The following is a 19,269-nucleotide window of genomic DNA, read 5'->3' as shown; positions in this document are numbered from 1 at the left end:
CTAGCTATGATCTGCGAAAACAGCCCTGTTATCTTATCCGTTCGAGATCTCAGCGCCGAGATCGACGGCACCCCCATTCTCAAGGGGTTGAGCCTGGAAATTCGCGCCGGAGAAATCCACGCCATCATGGGCCCCAATGGCTCTGGAAAAAGCACTTTTTCCAAGATCTTGGCTGGCCACCCCGACTACCGGGTGACAGGAGGCGAGATCCTCTATCTGGGCAAGAATCTTCTGGAAATGGAACCGGAGGAGCGGGCTTGGGCAGGGATCTTCTTGGCGTTTCAATACCCCATCGAGGTTCCGGGGGTGAGCAACTTGGATTTCCTGCGCGCCGCCTACAACGCTCGCCAGAAATATCGGGATCAGCCGGAACTGGATGCTCTGGATTTTGACGACCTGGTACGGGAAAAGTTGGATATTGTCAAAATGGATCCCGTTTTTTTGGAGCGCTCTGTGAATGAGGGCTTTTCCGGCGGCGAGAAAAAGCGCAACGAGATCCTGCAAATGGCGGTGTTGGAGCCTACGCTGGCCATTTTGGACGAGACGGATTCCGGTCTGGATATCGACGCGCTGCGCATTGTGGCCCACGGCATCAACCGACTGGCCGGCCCTGAGAATGCCATGCTCTTGATCACCCACTACCAACGCTTGCTGGACTATGTAACCCCCGACCACGTGCATGTGATGGAGGGGGGTCGTATCGTCATCAGCGGGGACAAGACCTTGGCGCTGGAGCTGGAAGAACGGGGCTACGACTGGATCAAAACTCAGTCGGGTCAAGAACCGGCAGCTGCGACATCTCGGCAGGAGAAAGAGGGATGAGCGCCACCTTGCCCAAACCTTTTGCCCCAGAGAGCCGCCTATTCCTGGAGCACATCCTCGGCCAAATCCCGGAAAGGCAGGATCCCTACACCACCCTTAGGCAGCAGGCCCGCGCCCAACTGGCCGAACTGGGGATCCCGACCCCACGGGAAGAAGATTGGAAATACAGCGATCTCTCGCCGCTGCTGGCCCACGAGTTTCGCCTGGCTGTCGCGACGGATCCGGCTCTGGATGCGGCAACCCTAGAGCCCTGGCTTTGGCCGGAAGCCAGCTATAGCCGCGCCGTGTTCGTCAACGGCTACTTTGCCCCCCAGCTTTCTGATTTGAGCGGCCTGCCCACCGCTTTGCAGGTGATCCCTTTAGCCCAAGCCCCAGGGGAGTTGCTGCAAACCCTGGCCAAGACGGATGTGTTTACGGCCCTCAACACCGCTCATCTGGGAGATGGGATCCAGATTGGCCTACAGCCCGGCCAGGAAGTTCCGTCACCGCTGCACCTGCTGTTCATAACGGTGGCTCCTGAGGGAGAGGCCGTTTTGGCCCAGCCCCGCTGCCTGCTGTCTTTGCAAGCCCACAGCTCCCTCACGCTGATCGAAGATCATGTATCCCTGGGATCCGGGATCCCCTTTGGCAACGCGGTTACGGAGATCGCCCTGGCAGAGGGATCTCGTTTGCACCATGTGATTTTGCAAAGGCAGGGATCCCCAGCCTTCCACATCAACAAGACCGCCGTGCGCCAAAGCCGCGACAGCCACTACCGCCTCCAGGCCATTCAATGGGGATCCCAGTTTTCCCGCCACAACCTGGAGGTCACCCAGGCCGGAGCCCAGGCCCACACCCAACTGCAGGGGCTAACGCTGCTGAAGGGATCCCAGCACAGCGACACCCACTCCCGCCTGGTGCATCAGGCCCCCCACGGCAGCAGCCGCCAATTCCACAAGTGCATTGTGGACGAGACGGCCCATGCGGTCTTCAGCGGACGGATTCTGGTGAGCCGAGAGGCCCAACTGACGGACGCCGCCCAGACCAACCGCAACCTGCTCCTAGGCCCCAAAGCGCGGGTCAACACCCAGCCACAACTGGAGATCTTTGCCGACAACGTCAAGTGTGCCCACGGGGCCACCGTCAGCCAACTGGAGGCAGAAGAGATCTTTTATCTGCAAAGCCGGGGTATTCCCCAAGCTGAGGCCAGGCAACTTCTCACCTGCGCTTTTGCGGCAGAAGTTCTGGAAGGGATCCCGTTGGCTCAGCTTCCCGCCCTGGTAGCCCGCCAGTTGGCCGGGATCCCGTGAATCCAATCAATTCCAATAACAATAATAAGTTGTTGCTCCCCCATTACCCTCAAGAGTGACCAGACTTGGGCGTGATGGATAGGCATCACTGACGCGACAGAGATTTAGGGGTTTCCTTATCAATCCTCCGCAGTTGCGTTTTGCTGCAAATCTTGGGTTAGAAACGCTCAAATTACCACAGAGCAAGGGTTTGGGCCATTGTCATCACTGAGGAAATAGCCAGAATAAAAGTAGCCATTGACCCAGCGATGGGCGCTACGACAACTCGGTGAACGAACGATGTTTCCCTCTCTTTTAACTCCACGTGCAGCAGGCATACTCCTATCGGGAGCTGTCTTGGGCATCCACTGCCAGGTGGCCATGGCCGCTCCCTTCCGCGACACCTTTGGTCACTGGGCCCAAGCCTACATTGAGACCCTCTCCGCTCAAGGAGTGTTGAACGGCTTCCCCGATGGCACCTTCCGCCCCAATGAGCCGGTTACCCGCGCTCAGTTTGCCACCATTGTCAATACCGCTTTCCGCCTCCGCAATACCTCCGGTACTTTTATCGGCTTTCGGGATGTGCCCCCCACCCACTGGGCAGCCAGTGCCATCTCGACGGCAGCGGCCAACAACTTAGTCGCAGGCTTTCCTGATGGCACCTTCCGTCCTGAACAGCCCGTTACCCGCACCGAAGCGCTGGTGGTTTTGACCAACGCCATTGGCAACACGGGAGCGATCCCAGCCGCTCAGCCCGGAGATCTCTTCAGCCGCTACCGAGATGCGGCAGCCATCCCCAATTGGGCCCTGGCACAACTTGCGGCAGCCAACCGCGCCGGGTTGATCGTCAATTATCCAGACCCGATGCTCTTGGAACCCAACCGCCCCGCCACCCGTGCCGAGGTGGCAGCCTTCACCCACCAGGCCATGCTCAGCCGGGGATCCTTGGTGGCACAAAACCCAGGGGGATCCCTCTCCGGTTCCCAGCCAGGCTTTGACCTGCGCCTTTCCACCCTAGCGGCGGGCACCCTGATGCAAACCACTACCCCCTTCAACGAGCGCCTCTTCATTGCCCCCAACGAAACCCGGCCCATGTCTTTGATCGTCCGCAACCCGATTCGCAACGCCCAGGGGGATATTCTGGTGCCTTTTGGCTCGCGGGTGGATGGCCGCTTTGAGCCAGCCCCAGGGGGCACCCGTTTTGTGGCGGAAAGCATCATTGTCAACAACCAACTGTTCCCCTTGGCTGCCCAGTCAGACATCATCCACGATGTCAAGGATCCCCGCTACACCACCACAGGCAAAATCATTCAGGATGCAGCCATCGGCGCGGCAGCGGGCGCCATTCTCGGCTTGGTAACCGGAGACAATGCCATTGCCACAGAAGAAGTGCTGGGGGCAGGGGTGGCCGGAGCGGTGATCGGCAATGTCACGGCGCCGCAAGTGGTGGTGCTGGATCCCAATCAGGTGATCGAGCTGCGCCTCACTCAGGATCTGGCGCTGGCCCCGACATCCCGATAAAAGCGGTGCTGGCATAGCTATCTTCCCAGCCAATCCAAAAGGGTTGTTCCCCCCAACCACAGGCCGAGCAAAATGGAAGTGGTCAGCAGCCCCCCTGCCACACAGATCAGGGATCCCAAGCTGCACAGGATCCCGTCTTCTTCCAGGAGGCCAAAAGCGGTGACGAAAACCCCCATTGCCGGCAGGGTGTTGGTGCCTGGAACGGGGATGATCATGGAAATCCCCATCAAGCCGATCCAGGTGCCCAGCCAGACTTGGCCGAGCCGTGTGGTGCAGAGCTGCTTCCAACGGGGGCGGGCAATTTTTTCAATGCGCTGCAACCATGGGATCCCAGCCTGCACCCACTTTTGAAAATGCTTCCGTTCAATAGAGGTCTGCAACACCCATTTCGGCAGCCAAGGAGTGGTTCGCCCTGCCAGCATTTGTGCGGCCAGCAACAGGATGACCACGCCAAAGGGAGTGGAATAGCCGGGAGCCGGCAAGGGCAAAGCAGAAGGGAAAGAGAGCACCGCCAAAAACAAGCCAAAACTGCGCTCGCCCGCCAGTTTTAGAATGTCTTCGATGCGGATCAACCCTTCCGGGGAGGGTTCGGGTTGCTCTGGGCTCTCGGGAAGGCGGGAAAATCGGGCTAGCTCTTGAGACAGACGGGCCATAGAGGGGGCAGGGCTGGAGCGGGCAAAGTTTGGCAACGGGTGGGCACTACCTGGAGGGCCAACGATAGCCTACTGCAAATTCAAGTTGTGTTGGATATCTTGAGCAAAGGGGTGGTTTCGGAGAGGTGACATGCTCGGTGACAGGTTCAAGAGGGCCGTAAACATCAGCAGCCTTGAGCGACAGCAGAAGGCTCCGACTCAGTTCCGCAAAGGGGGGCGTGGGCTGGGATGGCTCCTGCTGCTGGGATCCCTGTTGATGGTGGGGCGCGGTGTGGCCCTGGCAGAAGCGCAGTTGGAGGTGGGCACTTCCACCACCCTATCCCCGCAGGCAGCTCCGTCGGTGTTACCACCCCCCCCTGTGGGAGTCCGACAAATTTCCGTGGATACCGATCCCGAGCAAACCGCCGATATGCCCCTTTCCCTGATGGCCGAACAGGTGTTGGAGGCGGTGTGCGAAGCCCAGATTGATGCCCAACGGGCCTTGGCTCTCATGCCCGACCTGAGCGAATCCCATATCCGTGCTGCCTGTCCGAAGCGGCTGATCCCCAAAAGCTGAGAGGTCGCCCCCAAGTTGGCACCGAAGATTAGCCGGAAATACATTATTGTGGCGTTATTGTGGATCCAAACCCCCGTCCTTATTGCTATTTGGGTGGCGTTGTTGGGACAGTTGCAGCCGGTGGGAGTATTGGTGGCGGCCTTTTTGCACTTTTCTTCGAGCAATCTGCATCTGTCTCACTTGAAACAATAGAGGCCATAGCACACTAAGGGATCCCTAAACCAAGCCCTGATTCAAGATCTCGCGGGAACGGGCGATGGCTGCTCTCAAGTTGGCCCGCTGGGTGTAGCGCATCGTCATGGCGGCAGTTGTGTGGCCCAGCAAGTGCTGAATGTGTTCGGGGGCAACGCCGCGATCCAGCAACAAGGTGGCAAAACTGTGGCGAAACTGGTGGGGGGTTTGATGTCCCGGCTCAGGCTCGGTGAGCTTGAGAACAATGTGGCGCAGGCCATCGTAGGTGAGGGGGCGCCCCCGGTAGGCCAAGCAGCGAGATTGGGAAACAAACAAGGGATCCGTCGGCGCGCACGGGCCCCGTTCTCGGCTCAGATACTGCTGCAACAGCTCGGAGAGGGGATCCCCTACGGCCACAGCGCGAGGTTTACTCCCCTTGCCACAGCGCACTTCCAACAGGGATCCCTCGGGGCTGATTTGAAAATCTTGAACGGTTAAGTCCAACAGCTCCTGGGCCCGCAGCCCGCACTCCAGCATCAGGCGAATCAAAGCCGCGTAGCGCAGAGAATGGTTTTGGGCCCGCTGCAACACCCGCCGCAACAACAACCGATCCAGATCGCGAGGCAAACGAGCGGGTAGGCGGGCAGGTCGAATGGCTTGAGTGGGCAGGGGATCCTGAAGGTAGCCCCGTTGGCTGGCCCATTCAAAAAATTGCTGCAAGGCCAACCGCTTGAGGTTGTAGGTGGCCGGAGAGGCGGGCGGGTGGATCCGCTGGCCGGAGCGGTTGCGAAACGGACGGCCCTTCAAGCTGTTCAAAAAGGACTGAACGTGGACAGGCTGCACCTGGGGCAGCGGCACCGGGCAAGTTTTGGCAAACTGCTCCAGAGCAATGCGGTAGGTACGGCGGCTGGCAGGGGCCAGATCCCGCTGCCGCTCCTGCAAAAATTGCGCCGCCAGATGGCTGAGGCTGGGAACAGGGCCGCTCGGTTGAGTCTGTCGAACCTGACCAGGTCGGGGATCCCTCATCTTTAGCCCACTGGCAACCCTCAACCAACTCTATCCTTCCCCTGCGAGCAAGCTCCAGCTTGGACTCGGCCCCTACCCCGGCATCAAATGCTGAGCGATGAAGTCCGTGTACACTTCGCCCCTCAAAAAAGCTTCATGGCGCAGGATCTGCTGGTGGAAAGGGATCGTGGTGGGCACCCCAGTGATGGCGCATTCCCCCAAAGCCCGCTGCATGCGGCGGATGGCTGCTGCCCGGTTAGGCCCCCAGACGATCAGCTTGCCCAACAGCGAATCGTAGTAGGGGGGAATGGTGTAGTCGGTGTAGATGTGGGAATCCATGCGCACCCCCGGCCCCCCAGGGGGCAAATAGGCACTGATCGTGCCAGCGCAAGGCCGAAACTGCTGCTTGGGATCCTCGGCGTTGATGCGGCATTCGATAGCATGGCCCCGCAACTCCACATCCTTCTGGCGAAAGGTGAGGGGTTGACCTTGGGCAATGCGAATCTGCTCGGCAATCAGATCCAGCCCGGTCACCATCTCAGTAACCGGATGCTCCACCTGGATGCGGGTATTCATCTCGATGAAGTAAAACTGGCCGTTTTTATCCAGCAAAAACTCCACCGTGCCCGCTCCCACGTAATTCACCACCTTGGCCGCTTTCACCGCCGCTGCTCCCATGCGGCTGCGTAGAGCCGTTGTCAAAGCCGGGCTGGGGGCCTCTTCCAACAGCTTTTGGTGTCGCCGTTGAATGGAGCAATCCCGCTCGTACAGATGCACCACATTGCCCTGACTATCCGCCAAGATTTGAAACTCCACATGACGGGGGCGCTCGATGAACTTCTCCAAGTAAACCCCGCCGTTGCCAAAGGCTGCTTGGGCTTCCCCCTGAGCGGTGCGCAGCATCTTCAGCAGCTCCTGGGCATCCCGCGCCACCCGCATACCCCGCCCCCCGCCACCGGCGGTGGCTTTGATGATCACGGGGTAGCCGATTTTCTCCGCCAGCTTCACTGCCTCCTCCTCAGAGGTGATCAACCCGCGGCTGCCCGGCACCGTCGGCACCCCCACCGCTTGCATGGTCTCGCGGGCCGTGGCCTTGTCGCCCATCTTGCGCATCGCCTCTGGCGAGGGGCCGATGAAGATCAAGTTGTGGTCGGCACACATCTCGGCAAATTTGGCATTCTCCGCCAAGAACCCATAGCCCGGATGAATGGCAGTGGCCCCGCGGGTGAGGGCTGCCGAGATGATGTTGGGAATGTTGAGGTAGCTTTTGGCCACCGGGGCATCTCCTACGCAAACAGCCTCGTCCGCCAGTTGGACGTGCAGGGAGTTCTGATCCGCAGTGGAGTAAACGGCCACAGTTCGGATCCCCATTTCCTGACAGGTACGGATGATGCGCAGGGCGATCTCACCCCGGTTGGCAATCAGGATCTTGGTGATGGGCGGCATGAGGAAGGTTCAAAGCTGAAGAGGTAGCTAGACCGCTAAGGCCAGCGGTCTGTAAACGCAAGGTTAAGTTCAGGTGCTCATCCTACTATTTGACATACTCCCCGTCTTAAAGGACGGGGATGCTTTCTCAGCCAGCAGAATTGCTCCTACCGACTGAGCTACACAGGGCATGAGGCTGAAACCTCAACCCTATGGGGGATGCCATGGCCCCAACTACTGGGCCGGAGCCCAGATACTTCCTGCGGATGTTAATTGCCCCCACCCCGTCCCGATGGAACTCAAACCCACACCCACACCTGTACACACGACCTTTGGGCTTGTTTCTCTGTCCACAAACAGGACACTCCTGAGAGCTGTACCGCTCATCTTGCAGTACCACTCTCATCCCCAACCGCTCAGCTTTGTAGGTGATGAGATGCCGGACTTGACCATGCAACATCTGGTGGATCTTCTGATTCGCCTTTTTGTTGTAGTTGGCAGACATCCGGATATCCCGAAGGTCGCCAATCACAACTGTCTGCACGCCTCGCTTGTGGAGCGTGGAGACCAATCGGGTTGTCTGCTTGTGCAGAATATCCCGAATTTGATTGCGCAGCTTCTTGAGCTGCAAACGTTGAGAGCGAACTAGCCGCTTCCACCGCCGAGAGCCCCGCTTTTTGCGCGCCAGGAGTCGAGCTAGCTTGCCCTGCAGCTTGTTCTGGTAGCGCCTTTTGGAGCGCAGCAGCCTGCCATTGGCGATGTAGGTTTGTCCCCCCTCATGAGCGACTGCGGGGTGAATCTCACCCAAATCCACAGCGGCAACGTTGCTCTCTTCCCCCTCTTCTTCCGGCGGCGTATCCCCCACCTTGTAGCAAGCCCTCAGCTCATACTGCTGGCCATCCCAGCCCATCTCTACCCAAACAGGCGTATCCCAAGCCCAGTTAACAATCAGGGGCTCCTTGCCTTTCCCGTTCGACAATCGCAGCTTCCCATTGACGACTTGGATGGCTGAAGATTTCCACTGGACTTTGTAGAAGTACCGACGGCGTCGAGGTGGACGGGCGTTGGGGTCGGTTTTGCGGCGTTCCCGCCAGGACTTGAGAGAGGCAAAGAAGCTTTGCACTACCGCGTCTGCACTGTGAGCATGAAGTGTATTCTCAGGGTCGTTGGGAAACCAACGCATGAATGTGGAAGGCTTTAACCACAATCCCTTCTTGCGGACGACCCGCCAAAAGTGAACGAGCACTTTTGAGTACAGCTCGCCTGCTGCCCTGCTCAACAGCTGCAGTTGCTCTGAGACGCCTAGCTTGAGCTTGCGGACAAGGTACATGCAAAGTTGCCTTTCCTGTCTAATAGCATCTTACAAAAGCCGCCCTAGAAGGGCGGGGCTTGTAACCCAGTTTTTTTGGTCAACTGGAGGGGAGGATAGAGAAGGTCAGGTGGGGATCCCACATTCAGCCCATCCAGTCGACAACCTAGGTAGGACTGAGGCTACAGGGATCCGGCTGCAGCAGAATCCCGGTGGGGGCAAACTGCGTCACCCAAAACTCTACATCTTGAAACTGGCGACGCAGGGTGTCGCGCGCTTGGGCGGCCAGCTCCAGGCTGGGCATGATCCCGAAGACCGTTGGCCCCGACCCCGACATCAGGGATCCCAGGGCCCCCGCCGAGAGAAGAGCTTGGCGCAGTTCCCCTACAATCGCGTACTCCGGCAAAACCACCTGTTCCAAGTCATTGCGCAAACTCCTGGCTAACGCCGGCGGATCCTGACGGCTGAGAGCCGCCAACGCCTGCGGCAAGGTGGGCAGTGTGGGTTTGGGTAGGGCATCCCCTCCCAAGCTCCCCTGACGAGAACGAAAGGCTTGATAGGCCCAGGCAGTCGAAACCCCCAGGTGCTTGGGCTTGGCCAGCAGCACAGGGATCCCTTCCCAATCGGCCAGCGGCTCCAAAACTTCCCCGCGCCCGGTGGCCAGTTGCGTTCCCCCCTGGATACAGAAGGGAATGTCGGATCCCAAGCGGGCTGCCAAACTCTGCAACTCTCCCACCGTCAGGCCCAGCCCCCACAGTTGGTTCAACCCCACCAAAACCGCTGCCGCATCAGCCGAGCCCCCCGCCAAGCCTGCTGCCACCGGAATGTGCTTTTCGATGTGAATCTCCACGCCAGCGGCAGAGTGACACTCTTTTTGCAGCAGCTCAGCGGCTTGATAGGCAAGGTTGCGGGCATCTGCAGGCACTTCTGGACAATCGCAGGTGAGGTGGATCCCGTGAGGACGGCTCTTCAACTGCAGTCGATCCGCCAAATGAATGCTCTGCAACACCATCGCCACCTCTGAATACCCATCAGGACGGGAGCCGAGGATTTCCAGGTAGAGGTTGATCTTGGCGCGGGCAATCAGGGTACAGGCTTGCATGGGGTGAAAATCTGGGTCAGCAACAAGTCTCAACTCCCCTTAGCCTGTACAGACCTGATCAAAACACAGACTTATCCGGGGAGGTCTCCCAGCCCGATTCTAACGGCAATGGATCCCCTTTCTAGCTGCCGGAGCGCGGCCATGGCCCCAGCCACTCTCCACCGCGAAAGCGCCAGCGGGGAAACAAAATGCGCATTACCACCCAAGCGCTGAGGTAAAGGCAAACCCAGACCACACTGTAGTGGAGAATAAAATCTCCCAAGTCAAACCGTTGGGTTGGGATATAAGGAAGACCCACCACCTTCAAGACTGTACCCAAAAAAAGCCCTTCCCAAATGCCGGCCAAAAGCTGAAGGATCCCAGGCCAATCGTGATCCCACATCCACCCCATCAGATAGTTATAAACGACATCCCAAACACAGCCAAACAGACCCACGTAGAGCAATACCCAAAAATAGGTGAGGCTGCCGCCATGTCCGGTGATCCCAAAATAAAAGGGTAAACTTGCCAAAACACCAACGGTGGCCAATAAGAAAATGCGAGTTTGCCAGCGGCCAATCAAGGTCGGAGTCATTTTTTCCTCCCGCAGTTTTGCCAATCGAGATCATCAGGATCCGTGTCGCTCCCAGTCTGTTTGAGGGAACCTTCTGGCCCTCACCCCCAACCCTTCCCCCTTTGGTATAGAAGAGTTGGGGATCAACGCAACACCCCTTTCACCAGGTTCAACGGGATGGGGAATAGCCATGATGTGTCGCCAACAATAGCGTTGATAACCATAAACATCCGGCAAACATCCGGCAAAATCCAGGAGCGTTGCCCAATGTCGGCAAGCTAGGGGCTGATGTTTAGGGCCCACTTGCACCATTGCCACAGGGATCGGATCCCTTCTAAGCCTTTGACCCCCGGTGCCCGCAGTCGAGCCAGGTGTTCCACCGAGCGATGGGCACAGTACTGTAAACCCAAAAACGTATCCACCGGCGCATAGGGCCCGCCCAAGGTGATGATCCCAGCGGCGTACATTCGCCCATCCCGGTTGCGCATCTCCACCAGCTCAAAGTCGTTGGAGACATGCAAGCGCCCGTGAGGATTGAGGGGCAGGTTGTAGTGGGTAATCAGGTCGTTGAGGAGAGGATTGGTCATGGGATCCGAAACCAAACCCGTACAGTCGATAACGAAATCGGCCTCCACCTTTAATTGCGTGTTGTTGTGGGTACCTCGAATGTAGGTTACCGGCTTACCCTTGTCGCCGGGAACCACCGACTCCACCTTGCCGAACACAATCGAGTACCAGCCCTCTCGCAACCCTTGCCGCACGATCCGCCGCCATTTCCGCCGACTTGCTGTCGTGGTGCCGCCCCAAGCTTCCAGCAGTTCGCGCCGTTCCAGGGGGGTCGCCGCTTCCAATTTGGCACGCAGAACTCCTCCCCAAGTGCCCTTGGGCCAGTTGAAGGGCTGAAACTCCCAATGGTTATCCACTGCCCGTTTGGCTCGTCCGAAGCGATTACCGCTTTTGGGCGCACGGCTCAGATGCACCACCGAGATGCGGGGGTTGACTTTGCGGGCTTCGTAAAGGCGTTCCATCACCTGAGAGGCGACGATCCCAAATCCCCGAATTAGGACGGTGCCACCTTGTTTCTCCAACTGCTCATAAACGTGATCATGAGGCTCATAGCCGTGTACCACCGATCTCAAATCTCCTGTTTTTTCGCGAAACTCCTGCAGGTCGTTGAGCAACTTGATGGCCGGATATCCAGTTGCCAAATGGAGATACTTGGCCACCATAAAACGGTGATCCGTATGGCCGGGCCGCGTTGCCGAATAGGCCACCACATATCGCCCATCCTCCGTTTTGCGAATGGCGCGAATATGGCCGTAACACAACATTTGCTCCCAACCAATTCGGGCTGCCTCCCGATCCATTGAGGCAAATACATCCCCCGCCCGCGGCGTATAGGTATCTGCCAACAAGGGCTCACTAAATACCTGCCACAAAAAGCCGAGTGCTTCCAACAATCGGCCGGAGAAAAAGGAACGCCAAGCATCCCGCAGAGCATAGCCAGGCCAGCCCCAAATGTTGTCTGGACAAGAATCGGAGCCAGAGCGAATTCGCTTCCAGCGGGGGATCTGGCAGTTGGTCAAAAGCCGTTCATACCGTTCGTAGGGTTTGCGGGCAATGCTGATGACGCGGATGTGTTCCGGTCTGACCCCGTAGATGCGCAGGGTATCCACCCAGACAAAGCTGCCGATACCGCCGCCCAAGGCCAAATAGAGGGTCTCTTCCACAGGCAGTCCGGTGGCTTTGAGGGCGCTCAGGGCAATTTGCTCGGCTCGAAACAAATCCGGCGGGGGAAAATCCGAGCCAGCCCGCACTTCAGGAAGCTGCTCTGGGGCAAAAACCACCGTGGAAGCCGGGGGAACCTCAAATGCGGTGTCGGGTTGGGTGGCCGGGCGAATCAGTTCGGTGCGCGGCTCCAGCAAAAGAGTAGGGGTGGCGGTCAGAAGGGTGGCATTGGGATCCCTGGGGGACACCAAACCCACGGTGATGCTGTAGGGGCCAAGCTCCACCACTTCTCCCCCCTGGAGCACCCGGCGTGCCTGACGGATTTTTTCCCCATTGATGCGGCTGCCGTTGGCACTGCGATCTTCATAGATGACCTGGCCATCCTCACCGAGATAGACGAGGGCGTGATAACGGGAGATCTCCTGGCTGGCAAACACAGCCCGCGCCACTTCTCGACCTTGCCATTCCTGTGGCAATTGGGCCAGCTCCCTGCCCAAGGCAAGAGGCAATGGAAAAATCAGCTCCTGCTGTTCTTCGGTGATGGGATCTTCCCAGCTCAGTTGAATTTGCATAGCTTCTGCTCACCTTTACAAAGATCATGAAGAGCATGCCTCTAACCCCCAAAACCCTGAACTTTGCTGAATTTACTGAGCTTTAGGCGGTTTGGCAAAAGTCATTGAGAGGGATATAGTAGACCAAGTTTCCCCCTGATCCTTGAGTCCACCGCAACGGTTGCCGGGAAGTGAAGGGGGAAAGCGCTCGGGGGGTATTCCTCAGGGCTTTGCGGGATACCGCCTTCCTGCTCAGAGATAGGCAGGATGCGATCGCTTCTTTCCTGAACCATGTTCAGGAGAGTTCAGCGTGAATGTATCAGGCCATTGAGAAAACACAGAACAGCGCGACCTCACAGGTCACTTTTGGTTTGCCCGGGATCCCTTTCTTCAATCCCTTATGGACTTGGATTGGCCGCCGGGATCCGTGGGAAGAATCGTTGCCCTAGGCAGGAGATTGCGGGGCTTTGCCAGCTTCTGGAGGAGGGATCACCAAGGTAGCGCTCAAGACCAAATGTCCACAGTAGGGACAATTCTGGCCCTGATATTCTGGGGGTAGGTAGTGAGGGTTTTCCAGGCGGCTGCACTTAACCTTGAGGGCGTCCAAAGTGCCGCGGCTGAGGGGAACCCCCTGATTCTTCCTGGCAACTTCTATGGACTTCACGCTCAGCACAACGCGCCCCAATTGAATTTGGCTATTGGCCTCAAGCGCAAGCTCTTCCTGAATTATTTTTCGGCCATTCACCCAGACGGGGTTGGGCTGCTTAGGAGGCAAACGATCCCGAGTTAAGTTGCGAATGTGAAAGTTTAAGGTTTTGGGATCAAAATAAAGCCCGGCGTGAACTCCTGAGACCGAGCGAGTTGGGTCATTGAGCACCACATCACAGCTGGGATCCCGTCCAATGGTAACCAGCTTAGAGGGGACAGGCGAAACCGTTTGCGATCGGCGCCGGTCGGCCTCGGTCCATTCTAAAGTGAGTTGACACACGATCCCATTCTCCACAGTTCAGCGCCTCCATTCCCTAGATCGGCTTCAGCATATCCAAAGGTCAGCTTGGGGAAAGCAGAAGATGTCTTTTTCGTCAAAATTGTTATCTTTTTGGATAACTATAACCTACTCCCCTGACCAAAGGCTTGCGCTGATCCGGATCACCTGAGTTGGGATCTCCGAGTTACATTCCTGCTGGAGACCGTGCCCAAACGCTCCGCGCCGCTTCCGCGACCACCCTCAGCTCCTCTTCCAGAGGGAGAGGGGAGCCAGACGGAAAGGTTTCATTCATGATGTTTAGACCATGATGTTTAGAGTGACTACATACTCGACTTTATCCCCACCCGATTTGAAGTGATAAAGCCTGACCTCCGCAGGAACGGCAAGGCCGTTCAAGTTTGACTGAAGTGACCTCATCCCTTTTCAAAGCACTCCGGTAAATGGGAAACTGCCGCTGCCCAGCCGCTCCTGCCGATCGAACACACTGATGGTGAGCTGATGGGATCCCGTTTGAGTGAGGGTAAAGCGATTCTGGGTCAGGGTCAGCCCTGTAACGGTGCAGGTGGTCGCCCCAACGAAGCAGCCGGGCAACTGAGCAGCATCAAAAGCTCCCAGGGTTACGAAATTGCCCAGTGGGGTGGTGACGGAAGCCAAAAAGGCGTTGGAACCCCGGATCCCGGCAGGGGCCTCCACCCGGAAAGACACCACAAAGGTTGGAGTTTGCCCCACCAAGACGGTGCGCGGAGAGAGATCGGTAATGGTGAGGGACGGAGCAGGTATGGGAGGTGGCAGGGGCGGAAGATTGCTGCTGCCGGTCGTGCCCCCACACCCCACCAGAACACTGCTCAGCAGCACCAGCAATGGGATCCGTTCATGCCTTCGCTGCATGGTTTTCCTCCACTCCAAAAGGTCTTCTTTTTTTGAGCTTATTGTCTAGAGTTTGTCTCCACCAAGCCAGTGGGCAGAAAGGAGAGAACCTGGCAAGCAGCGGCCTGGGATCCTTCGCTTATTCCCCTTGCAAAAGGTTTTGGCAAGCTGTGGCAATGGCCCAGTCCTCTTGGGCTGAGATCACCAGAACCCGCACCGGAGCATCCGAAGTGCTGATATCGCAGTTGCGGGGGGATCCGGCATTCAAAACCGGGTCGATCTGGATCCCTAAAAAACCCAGATCTGCACAGGTTGCTGCCCGCACCGGCGCCGAGTTTTCCCCAATCCCCCCAGAGAACACCAGCGCATCCAGCCGATCCAAGCTCATGAGCATCGCCCCAATCTGGCTGCGCAGACGGTGAACAAACAGCTCAAAAGCCAGCTCCGCCCGGGCATGGCCTGCCTCCATTGCCTCCAACACAACCCGCATATCGCTGCTCAGGCCGGAAACGCCCTTCAACCCCGATTCTCGGTTCAAGATCCGATCCAGTTCATCCACACTCATGCCCTGGCGCAACTGATGGATCAAAATGCCCGGATCCACTGACCCCGACCGGGATCCCATCATCAAGCCCTCCAGGGGGGTGTAGCCCATGGTGGTGTCCACACTTCTGCCCCCGCGAATGGCCGCCAACGAGCAGCCGTTGCCCAGGTGACAAGTGATCAGCCGCAACTCCTCCAGGGGTCGGTTCAAGATCTCGGCAGCGCGACGGGCGCAATGCTCGTGGTTGATGCCATGAAACCCGTAGCGGCGGATCCCTTGTTCAGCCCAAGCGTAGGGAAGGGGGTAAAGGGCTGCGGCCAGAGGCATTTGCTGGTGGAAGGCGGTGTCGAAAACGGCCACCTGAGGGATCCCCGGCAACAGTTGCCTTAGCAGACGGATGCCAGCCAGCGCAGCAGGGTTGTGGGCTGGGGCCAAGGGGATCAATTGCTCAATCGCCCTCTCCACCTCTGGCGTAATTAAGGTGGGCTGCCGGTACAGGGATCCCCCATGCACCACCCGATGGCCGACGCCGCCGATCTCAGCCGCCTGCGGGAGCAGGGATCCCTCCCCTTGCCAGAGGCTTTGAAACAGCGGGGCCAGTTGGCCGATCCCTCCCTCAGGTGAAGCGGAGGGAAAAGATTCCCACCCACCGCCTCGCCGACGAGTCTGGATGAGGGCCTCCCCCGGCTTGTAGGTGAAATCCACCTGGGCTTGCCAGATGGGCGTGGCCTCCACCCTTCCCTCAACCGTCAGAAATAGGGAGGATTTGAGGCTGCTGGAACCGGCATTGACGACCAGAATATTCACAGCGTGTCTTCGTTGGCCTTCGCACTGCTGGGCTTAAGGCCTATAGCCCGCTTGCTTGAACAGAGCGGTTGACTACCCTGCCGCTAAGGATGACCATAGCATTAAAGCCCTCCTGCAGCTTCCTGAGGCCAAGGCGAACTGCGTAGCGGTAGGACGGAGCTTTAGACCCAATTTTTTGGGTAATCTGTTCCCCTACTTCTGTTGCCCTCCATCCCACTGGACTAACGCTGCTTATGCCCAGAGTCATCGTCACAGATCCCATCGATCAGGCGGGGATCGACATTCTCTCCCAAGTCGCTCAGGTGGATGTGCAAACCCAGCTCACCCCAGAGCAGTTGATCGCGGTCATCCCCAACTACGATGCCATCATGGTGCGCTCCGGTACACGGGTTACCCGAGAGGTAATCGAGGCGGGGACGAACTTAAAAATCATCGGGCGGGCGGGCGTTGGTGTCGATAACATCGATGTGCCCGCCGCAACCAAAGCCGGGATCCTGGTGGTCAACTCCCCAGAGGGCAACACCATTGCCGCTGCCGAGCACGCCATTGCCTTGATGATGGCCCTCTCCCGCCACATACCCGATGCCAATGCCTCTCTGAAGTCGGGCCTGTGGAATCGGCAAGAGTTTGTCGGCGTAGAAGTCTACAAAAAAACGCTGGGGATTGTCGGATTGGGTCGGATTGGATCCCATGTGGCCCAGATTGCCAAGGCGATGGGGATGAAGCTGCTGGCCTATGACCCCTATCTGTCCGTGGAGCGGGCAGAGCAACTGGGGGTGCGCCTGGTGGACTTCACAACTTTGGTCCAGGAATCCGACTACATCACCTTGCACATTCCCAAAACCCCTGAAACCACCAACCTGTTCAACGCCGAAACCTTCCGCATGATGAAGCCGACTGCCCGCCTGATCAACTGCGCCCGTGGCGGTTTGGTGGATGAACAAGCCCTGTACGAAGCCCTGAAATCCGGCCAAATTGCCGGAGCGGCTTTGGATGTATTTGCCAATGAGCCCCTGAAGGACTCCCCGCTGTTTTCCCTGGGCAAAGAAGTCCTGCTCACTCCCCACTTGGGGGCCTCCACCGAAGAAGCCCAAGTGAATGTGGCGATTGATGTGGCCGAGCAGATCCGCGATGTGTTGCTGGGGCTGCCGGCCCGCTCTGCCGTGAACATCCCCGGCCTACAGGCAGAGGTGCTGCAAAACCTCAGACCCTACCTGGACTTGGCCGAAACCCTAGGCAACTTGGTTGGCCAATTGGCGGGGGATCGCGTCAACCAGTTGGAGATCCGCCTGCAGGGAGATCTGGCGGAAAAAGATGGGCAGCCGATCGTCATTGCCGCCCTCAAAGGGCTTTTGACGCTGGCGCTGCGGGAGCGGGTCAACTACGTCAACGCCTCCATTGAGGCCAAAGAACGGGGCATCCGGGTGGTGGAAACCCGAGATCCCTCCTTGAAAGATTATTCCGGATCCCTGACGTTGATTGCCCATGGCCCCAATGGGATCCGCTCGGTTTCGGGGGCGTTGATTGGGGAGCGAGAGGTGCGGATCACCCAGATCGACGAGTTCCCGGTGAATGTGCCCCCTTCCGCCAACATGCTGATGACCCTGCACCGGGATATGCCGGGAATCATCGGACGGATTGGCACCCTGCTGGGAGCCTACAATGTCAACATCGCCAGCATGCAGGTGGGGCGCAAGATCATCCGCGGCGATGCAGTCATGGTGCTCAGCTTGGACGATCCCCTGCCGGATGGGATCCTGGAAGAGGTGCTCAAGCAGCCGGGCATCCGTGACGCTTTTGTAGTGAACCTCTAGAATTGTTGATCCCTAGAAAAAATCCCAAATCTCACCTACCCTGGCAAGACGGAGTCTTTGCTTGAACCAGAGCAACTTGTCCCTAACCCTGTCCCAGATCCCAGACTGGGATTGGCCGGCCTTTCTGGAGTCCCTGGGCCATTTTGGTGTGGATCTCAGTCTGGAACGCATGCAAGTCTTGCTGCAGCGTCTAGGACAGCCCCAAGCTGGGATCCCGGCCATCCACGTAGCCGGCACCAACGGCAAAGGATCTGTCTGTGCCTGGGTCAGCCACGTGTTGTGGGCGGCAGGCTATCGTGTGGGCCGCTACACCTCTCCCCATTTGGTGGACTGGCGGGAACGGATTTGGCTGAACGGGGAATACATTTCCGCCAACGACTGGAGCCAAGCGCTGGCCCAGGTGCGAGACTGCCTACAAACCTATGCCCCTGACGAGGCTTCTCCCACCCAGTTTGAGGTTATCACCGCTGCCGCTTGGCTGTACTTCCGCCGGCAAAAGGTGGATGTGGCAGTGATAGAAGTGGGCCTGGGGGGGCGGCTGGATGCTACCAATGCTGGGATCGAGCCAGTGGTAACGGCTATCACCTCCATCGGCTGGGATCATTGGCAGCGCTTGGGCAACAGCCTTCCCCAAATTGCCTCTGAAAAGGCGGGTATTCTCAAGCCAGGGATCCCGGCAGTGTGCGCACCCCAAACTCCAGAGGTCACAGCAGTTATCCGAGCCAAGGCAGAGCAATTGCGAAGCCCCCTGAAGATGGTCGAACCTCTGCGATGGTCAGAGCCTCAAACCGTCCACTGGCGAGGGCAGCTCCTCACCTTGCCCCTCAGCGGCGATGTACAACTCACCAATGCAGCAGTAGCCCTTGCCGTTGTGGAAACCCTACAGCAACAGGGCTGGCGGATCCCGGATGCCGCTGTCGAAAAAGGATTTGCCATCACCCGTTGGCCGGGGCGCTTACAGCGGGTGCAGATTGGATCCCGTCAGTTGCTGATGGACGGAGCCCACAACTTGCCCGCTGCCCAGGCTCTCCGTCGCTATCTGGATGAGCATCAACCCGGCCCCCTCACCTGGTATGTGGGCATCCTCACCACCAAAGATGTCCAGGGCATTCTCAGCACCCTGCTGCGACCAGGAGATTGCTTTTTCGCTCTGCCAATTGCTGGCCACTCTGGGACGGATCCCGAGCAACTTGCTCAGCTAGCCCAGACTCTGCAGCCTCATCTCGCCTCGGCACGGGCACTGCCCAATCTCTCCGCTCTTCGGGCTCAGTTGCTCAAGCCGAAAAACCTCACTGAGCCACCAGCTGTAATCTGCGGATCCCTGTACCTATTGGGCCAGGTGATGCAGGAATGTTTGGGATGGGATCTAGCCTGTTGAACTGACAGGTGAAACCTTATGCAAAACCTGAGCTCCTCTCTTATAAAGAGAGAGGAGCTATGAACAAAAACTAGCTCTCAACCACTATCACTTGATCAAGATACTCCCCTACTGATTGGGTTAGGGTGGTGGGCCTGGCACCGAGCTAGGTTGCCAGCAGGTCGCCCTGCCAGTAGGTTCGCCGCTGATGCGTTTCACGTCCGAGTT

At 58.2% G+C, this 19,269-nt stretch carries 16 protein-coding genes; 6 read left to right on the top strand and 10 right to left on the bottom strand.

The annotated features are described in order from the left end of the window. Positions 1–6: 6 nt before the first annotated feature. The 3 genes from sufC (at position 7) to ACVWXE_RS02545 (ending at position 3,611) form a co-directional block, all read left to right on the top strand. Positions 7–822: a Fe-S cluster assembly ATPase SufC gene (gene sufC, locus ACVWXE_RS02555; RefSeq protein WP_457489506.1), complete on the top strand. Its 816-nt coding sequence runs from the start codon at positions 7–9 to the stop codon at positions 820–822. Then, positions 819–2,111, top strand: coding sequence for a Fe-S cluster assembly protein SufD (gene sufD / locus ACVWXE_RS02550; RefSeq protein ID WP_457489505.1), 1,293 nt, complete (start codon positions 819–821; stop codon positions 2,109–2,111). The genes sufC and sufD overlap by 4 nt, the downstream gene beginning before the upstream one ends. A gap of 336 nt (positions 2,112–2,447) precedes the next feature. Further along, positions 2,448–3,611, top strand: a complete 1,164-nt coding sequence (locus ACVWXE_RS02545; protein ID WP_414416829.1) for an S-layer homology domain-containing protein — start codon at positions 2,448–2,450, stop codon at positions 3,609–3,611. A gap of 17 nt (positions 3,612–3,628) precedes the next feature. On the opposite strand, the gene ACVWXE_RS02540 is transcribed toward ACVWXE_RS02545, so the two are convergent. Then, positions 3,629–4,264, bottom strand: a complete 636-nt coding sequence (locus tag ACVWXE_RS02540; protein ID WP_457489504.1) for an exopolysaccharide biosynthesis protein — start codon at positions 4,262–4,264, stop codon at positions 3,629–3,631. A 130-nt stretch (positions 4,265–4,394) separates the two neighbouring features. On the opposite strand from ACVWXE_RS02540, the gene ACVWXE_RS02535 reads away from it, so the two are divergent. Continuing rightward, positions 4,395–4,820, top strand: a complete 426-nt coding sequence (locus ACVWXE_RS02535) for a hypothetical protein (RefSeq protein WP_457489503.1) — start codon at positions 4,395–4,397, stop codon at positions 4,818–4,820. Between the two features lie 216 nt (positions 4,821–5,036). On the opposite strand, the gene ACVWXE_RS02530 is transcribed toward ACVWXE_RS02535, so the two are convergent. From ACVWXE_RS02530 to ACVWXE_RS02490, 9 genes are all read right to left on the bottom strand, one after another. Next, positions 5,037–6,017 carry a tyrosine-type recombinase/integrase gene (locus ACVWXE_RS02530; protein ID WP_457489502.1) on the bottom strand — a complete coding sequence of 327 codons (981 nt, stop codon included), beginning with the start codon at positions 6,015–6,017 and terminating at the stop codon, positions 5,037–5,039. Between the two features lie 72 nt (positions 6,018–6,089). Then, on the bottom strand, positions 6,090–7,442 hold the full coding sequence (gene accC / locus ACVWXE_RS02525) for an acetyl-CoA carboxylase biotin carboxylase subunit (protein ID WP_457384836.1): 1,353 nt from the start codon (positions 7,440–7,442) through the stop codon (positions 6,090–6,092). 127 nt (positions 7,443–7,569) lie between these two features. Further along, the gene (locus ACVWXE_RS02520) at positions 7,570–8,751 is read right to left on the bottom strand and encodes an RNA-guided endonuclease InsQ/TnpB family protein (protein ID WP_414332259.1); all 1,182 of its coding nucleotides are present in this window, start codon (positions 8,749–8,751) and stop codon (positions 7,570–7,572) included. A 145-nt stretch (positions 8,752–8,896) separates the two neighbouring features. Next, positions 8,897–9,832, bottom strand: a complete 936-nt coding sequence (ispE, locus tag ACVWXE_RS02515) for a 4-(cytidine 5'-diphospho)-2-C-methyl-D-erythritol kinase (RefSeq protein ID WP_457489546.1) — start codon at positions 9,830–9,832, stop codon at positions 8,897–8,899. A gap of 121 nt (positions 9,833–9,953) precedes the next feature. Further along, the gene (locus ACVWXE_RS02510; protein ID WP_414388642.1) at positions 9,954–10,406 is read right to left on the bottom strand and encodes a hypothetical protein; all 453 of its coding nucleotides are present in this window, start codon (positions 10,404–10,406) and stop codon (positions 9,954–9,956) included. A gap of 257 nt (positions 10,407–10,663) precedes the next feature. Further along, entirely contained in the window at positions 10,664–12,685 is a 2,022-nt protein-coding gene (locus ACVWXE_RS02505) for an FHA domain-containing protein (protein WP_414344701.1), read from the bottom strand. 424 nt (positions 12,686–13,109) lie between these two features. Continuing rightward, positions 13,110–13,652: an FHA domain-containing protein gene (locus ACVWXE_RS02500; protein WP_414332257.1), complete on the bottom strand. Its 543-nt coding sequence runs from the start codon at positions 13,650–13,652 to the stop codon at positions 13,110–13,112. Between the two features lie 423 nt (positions 13,653–14,075). Next, positions 14,076–14,540, bottom strand: coding sequence for a hypothetical protein (locus ACVWXE_RS02495; protein ID WP_457489501.1), 465 nt, complete (start codon positions 14,538–14,540; stop codon positions 14,076–14,078). 118 nt (positions 14,541–14,658) lie between these two features. Continuing rightward, entirely contained in the window at positions 14,659–15,870 is a 1,212-nt protein-coding gene (locus ACVWXE_RS02490; protein ID WP_414382804.1) for an acetate kinase, read from the bottom strand. A gap of 233 nt (positions 15,871–16,103) precedes the next feature. On the opposite strand from ACVWXE_RS02490, the gene serA reads away from it, so the two are divergent. Both serA and ACVWXE_RS02480 read left to right on the top strand, forming a co-directional pair. Further along, positions 16,104–17,684: a phosphoglycerate dehydrogenase gene (gene serA / locus ACVWXE_RS02485; RefSeq protein WP_011433001.1), complete on the top strand. Its 1,581-nt coding sequence runs from the start codon at positions 16,104–16,106 to the stop codon at positions 17,682–17,684. 76 nt (positions 17,685–17,760) lie between these two features. Continuing rightward, positions 17,761–19,062 (top strand): bifunctional folylpolyglutamate synthase/dihydrofolate synthase, encoded by a 1,302-nt coding sequence (locus tag ACVWXE_RS02480; protein ID WP_457403182.1) that lies wholly within the window; start codon positions 17,761–17,763, stop codon positions 19,060–19,062. Positions 19,063–19,269 lie beyond the last annotated feature (207 nt).

This window comes from Thermostichus sp. MS-CIW-41, assembly GCF_054058915.1.
The sequence above is the reverse complement of the archived record's forward strand: the minus strand, read 5'-3'. Positions and strand labels throughout refer to the sequence as shown.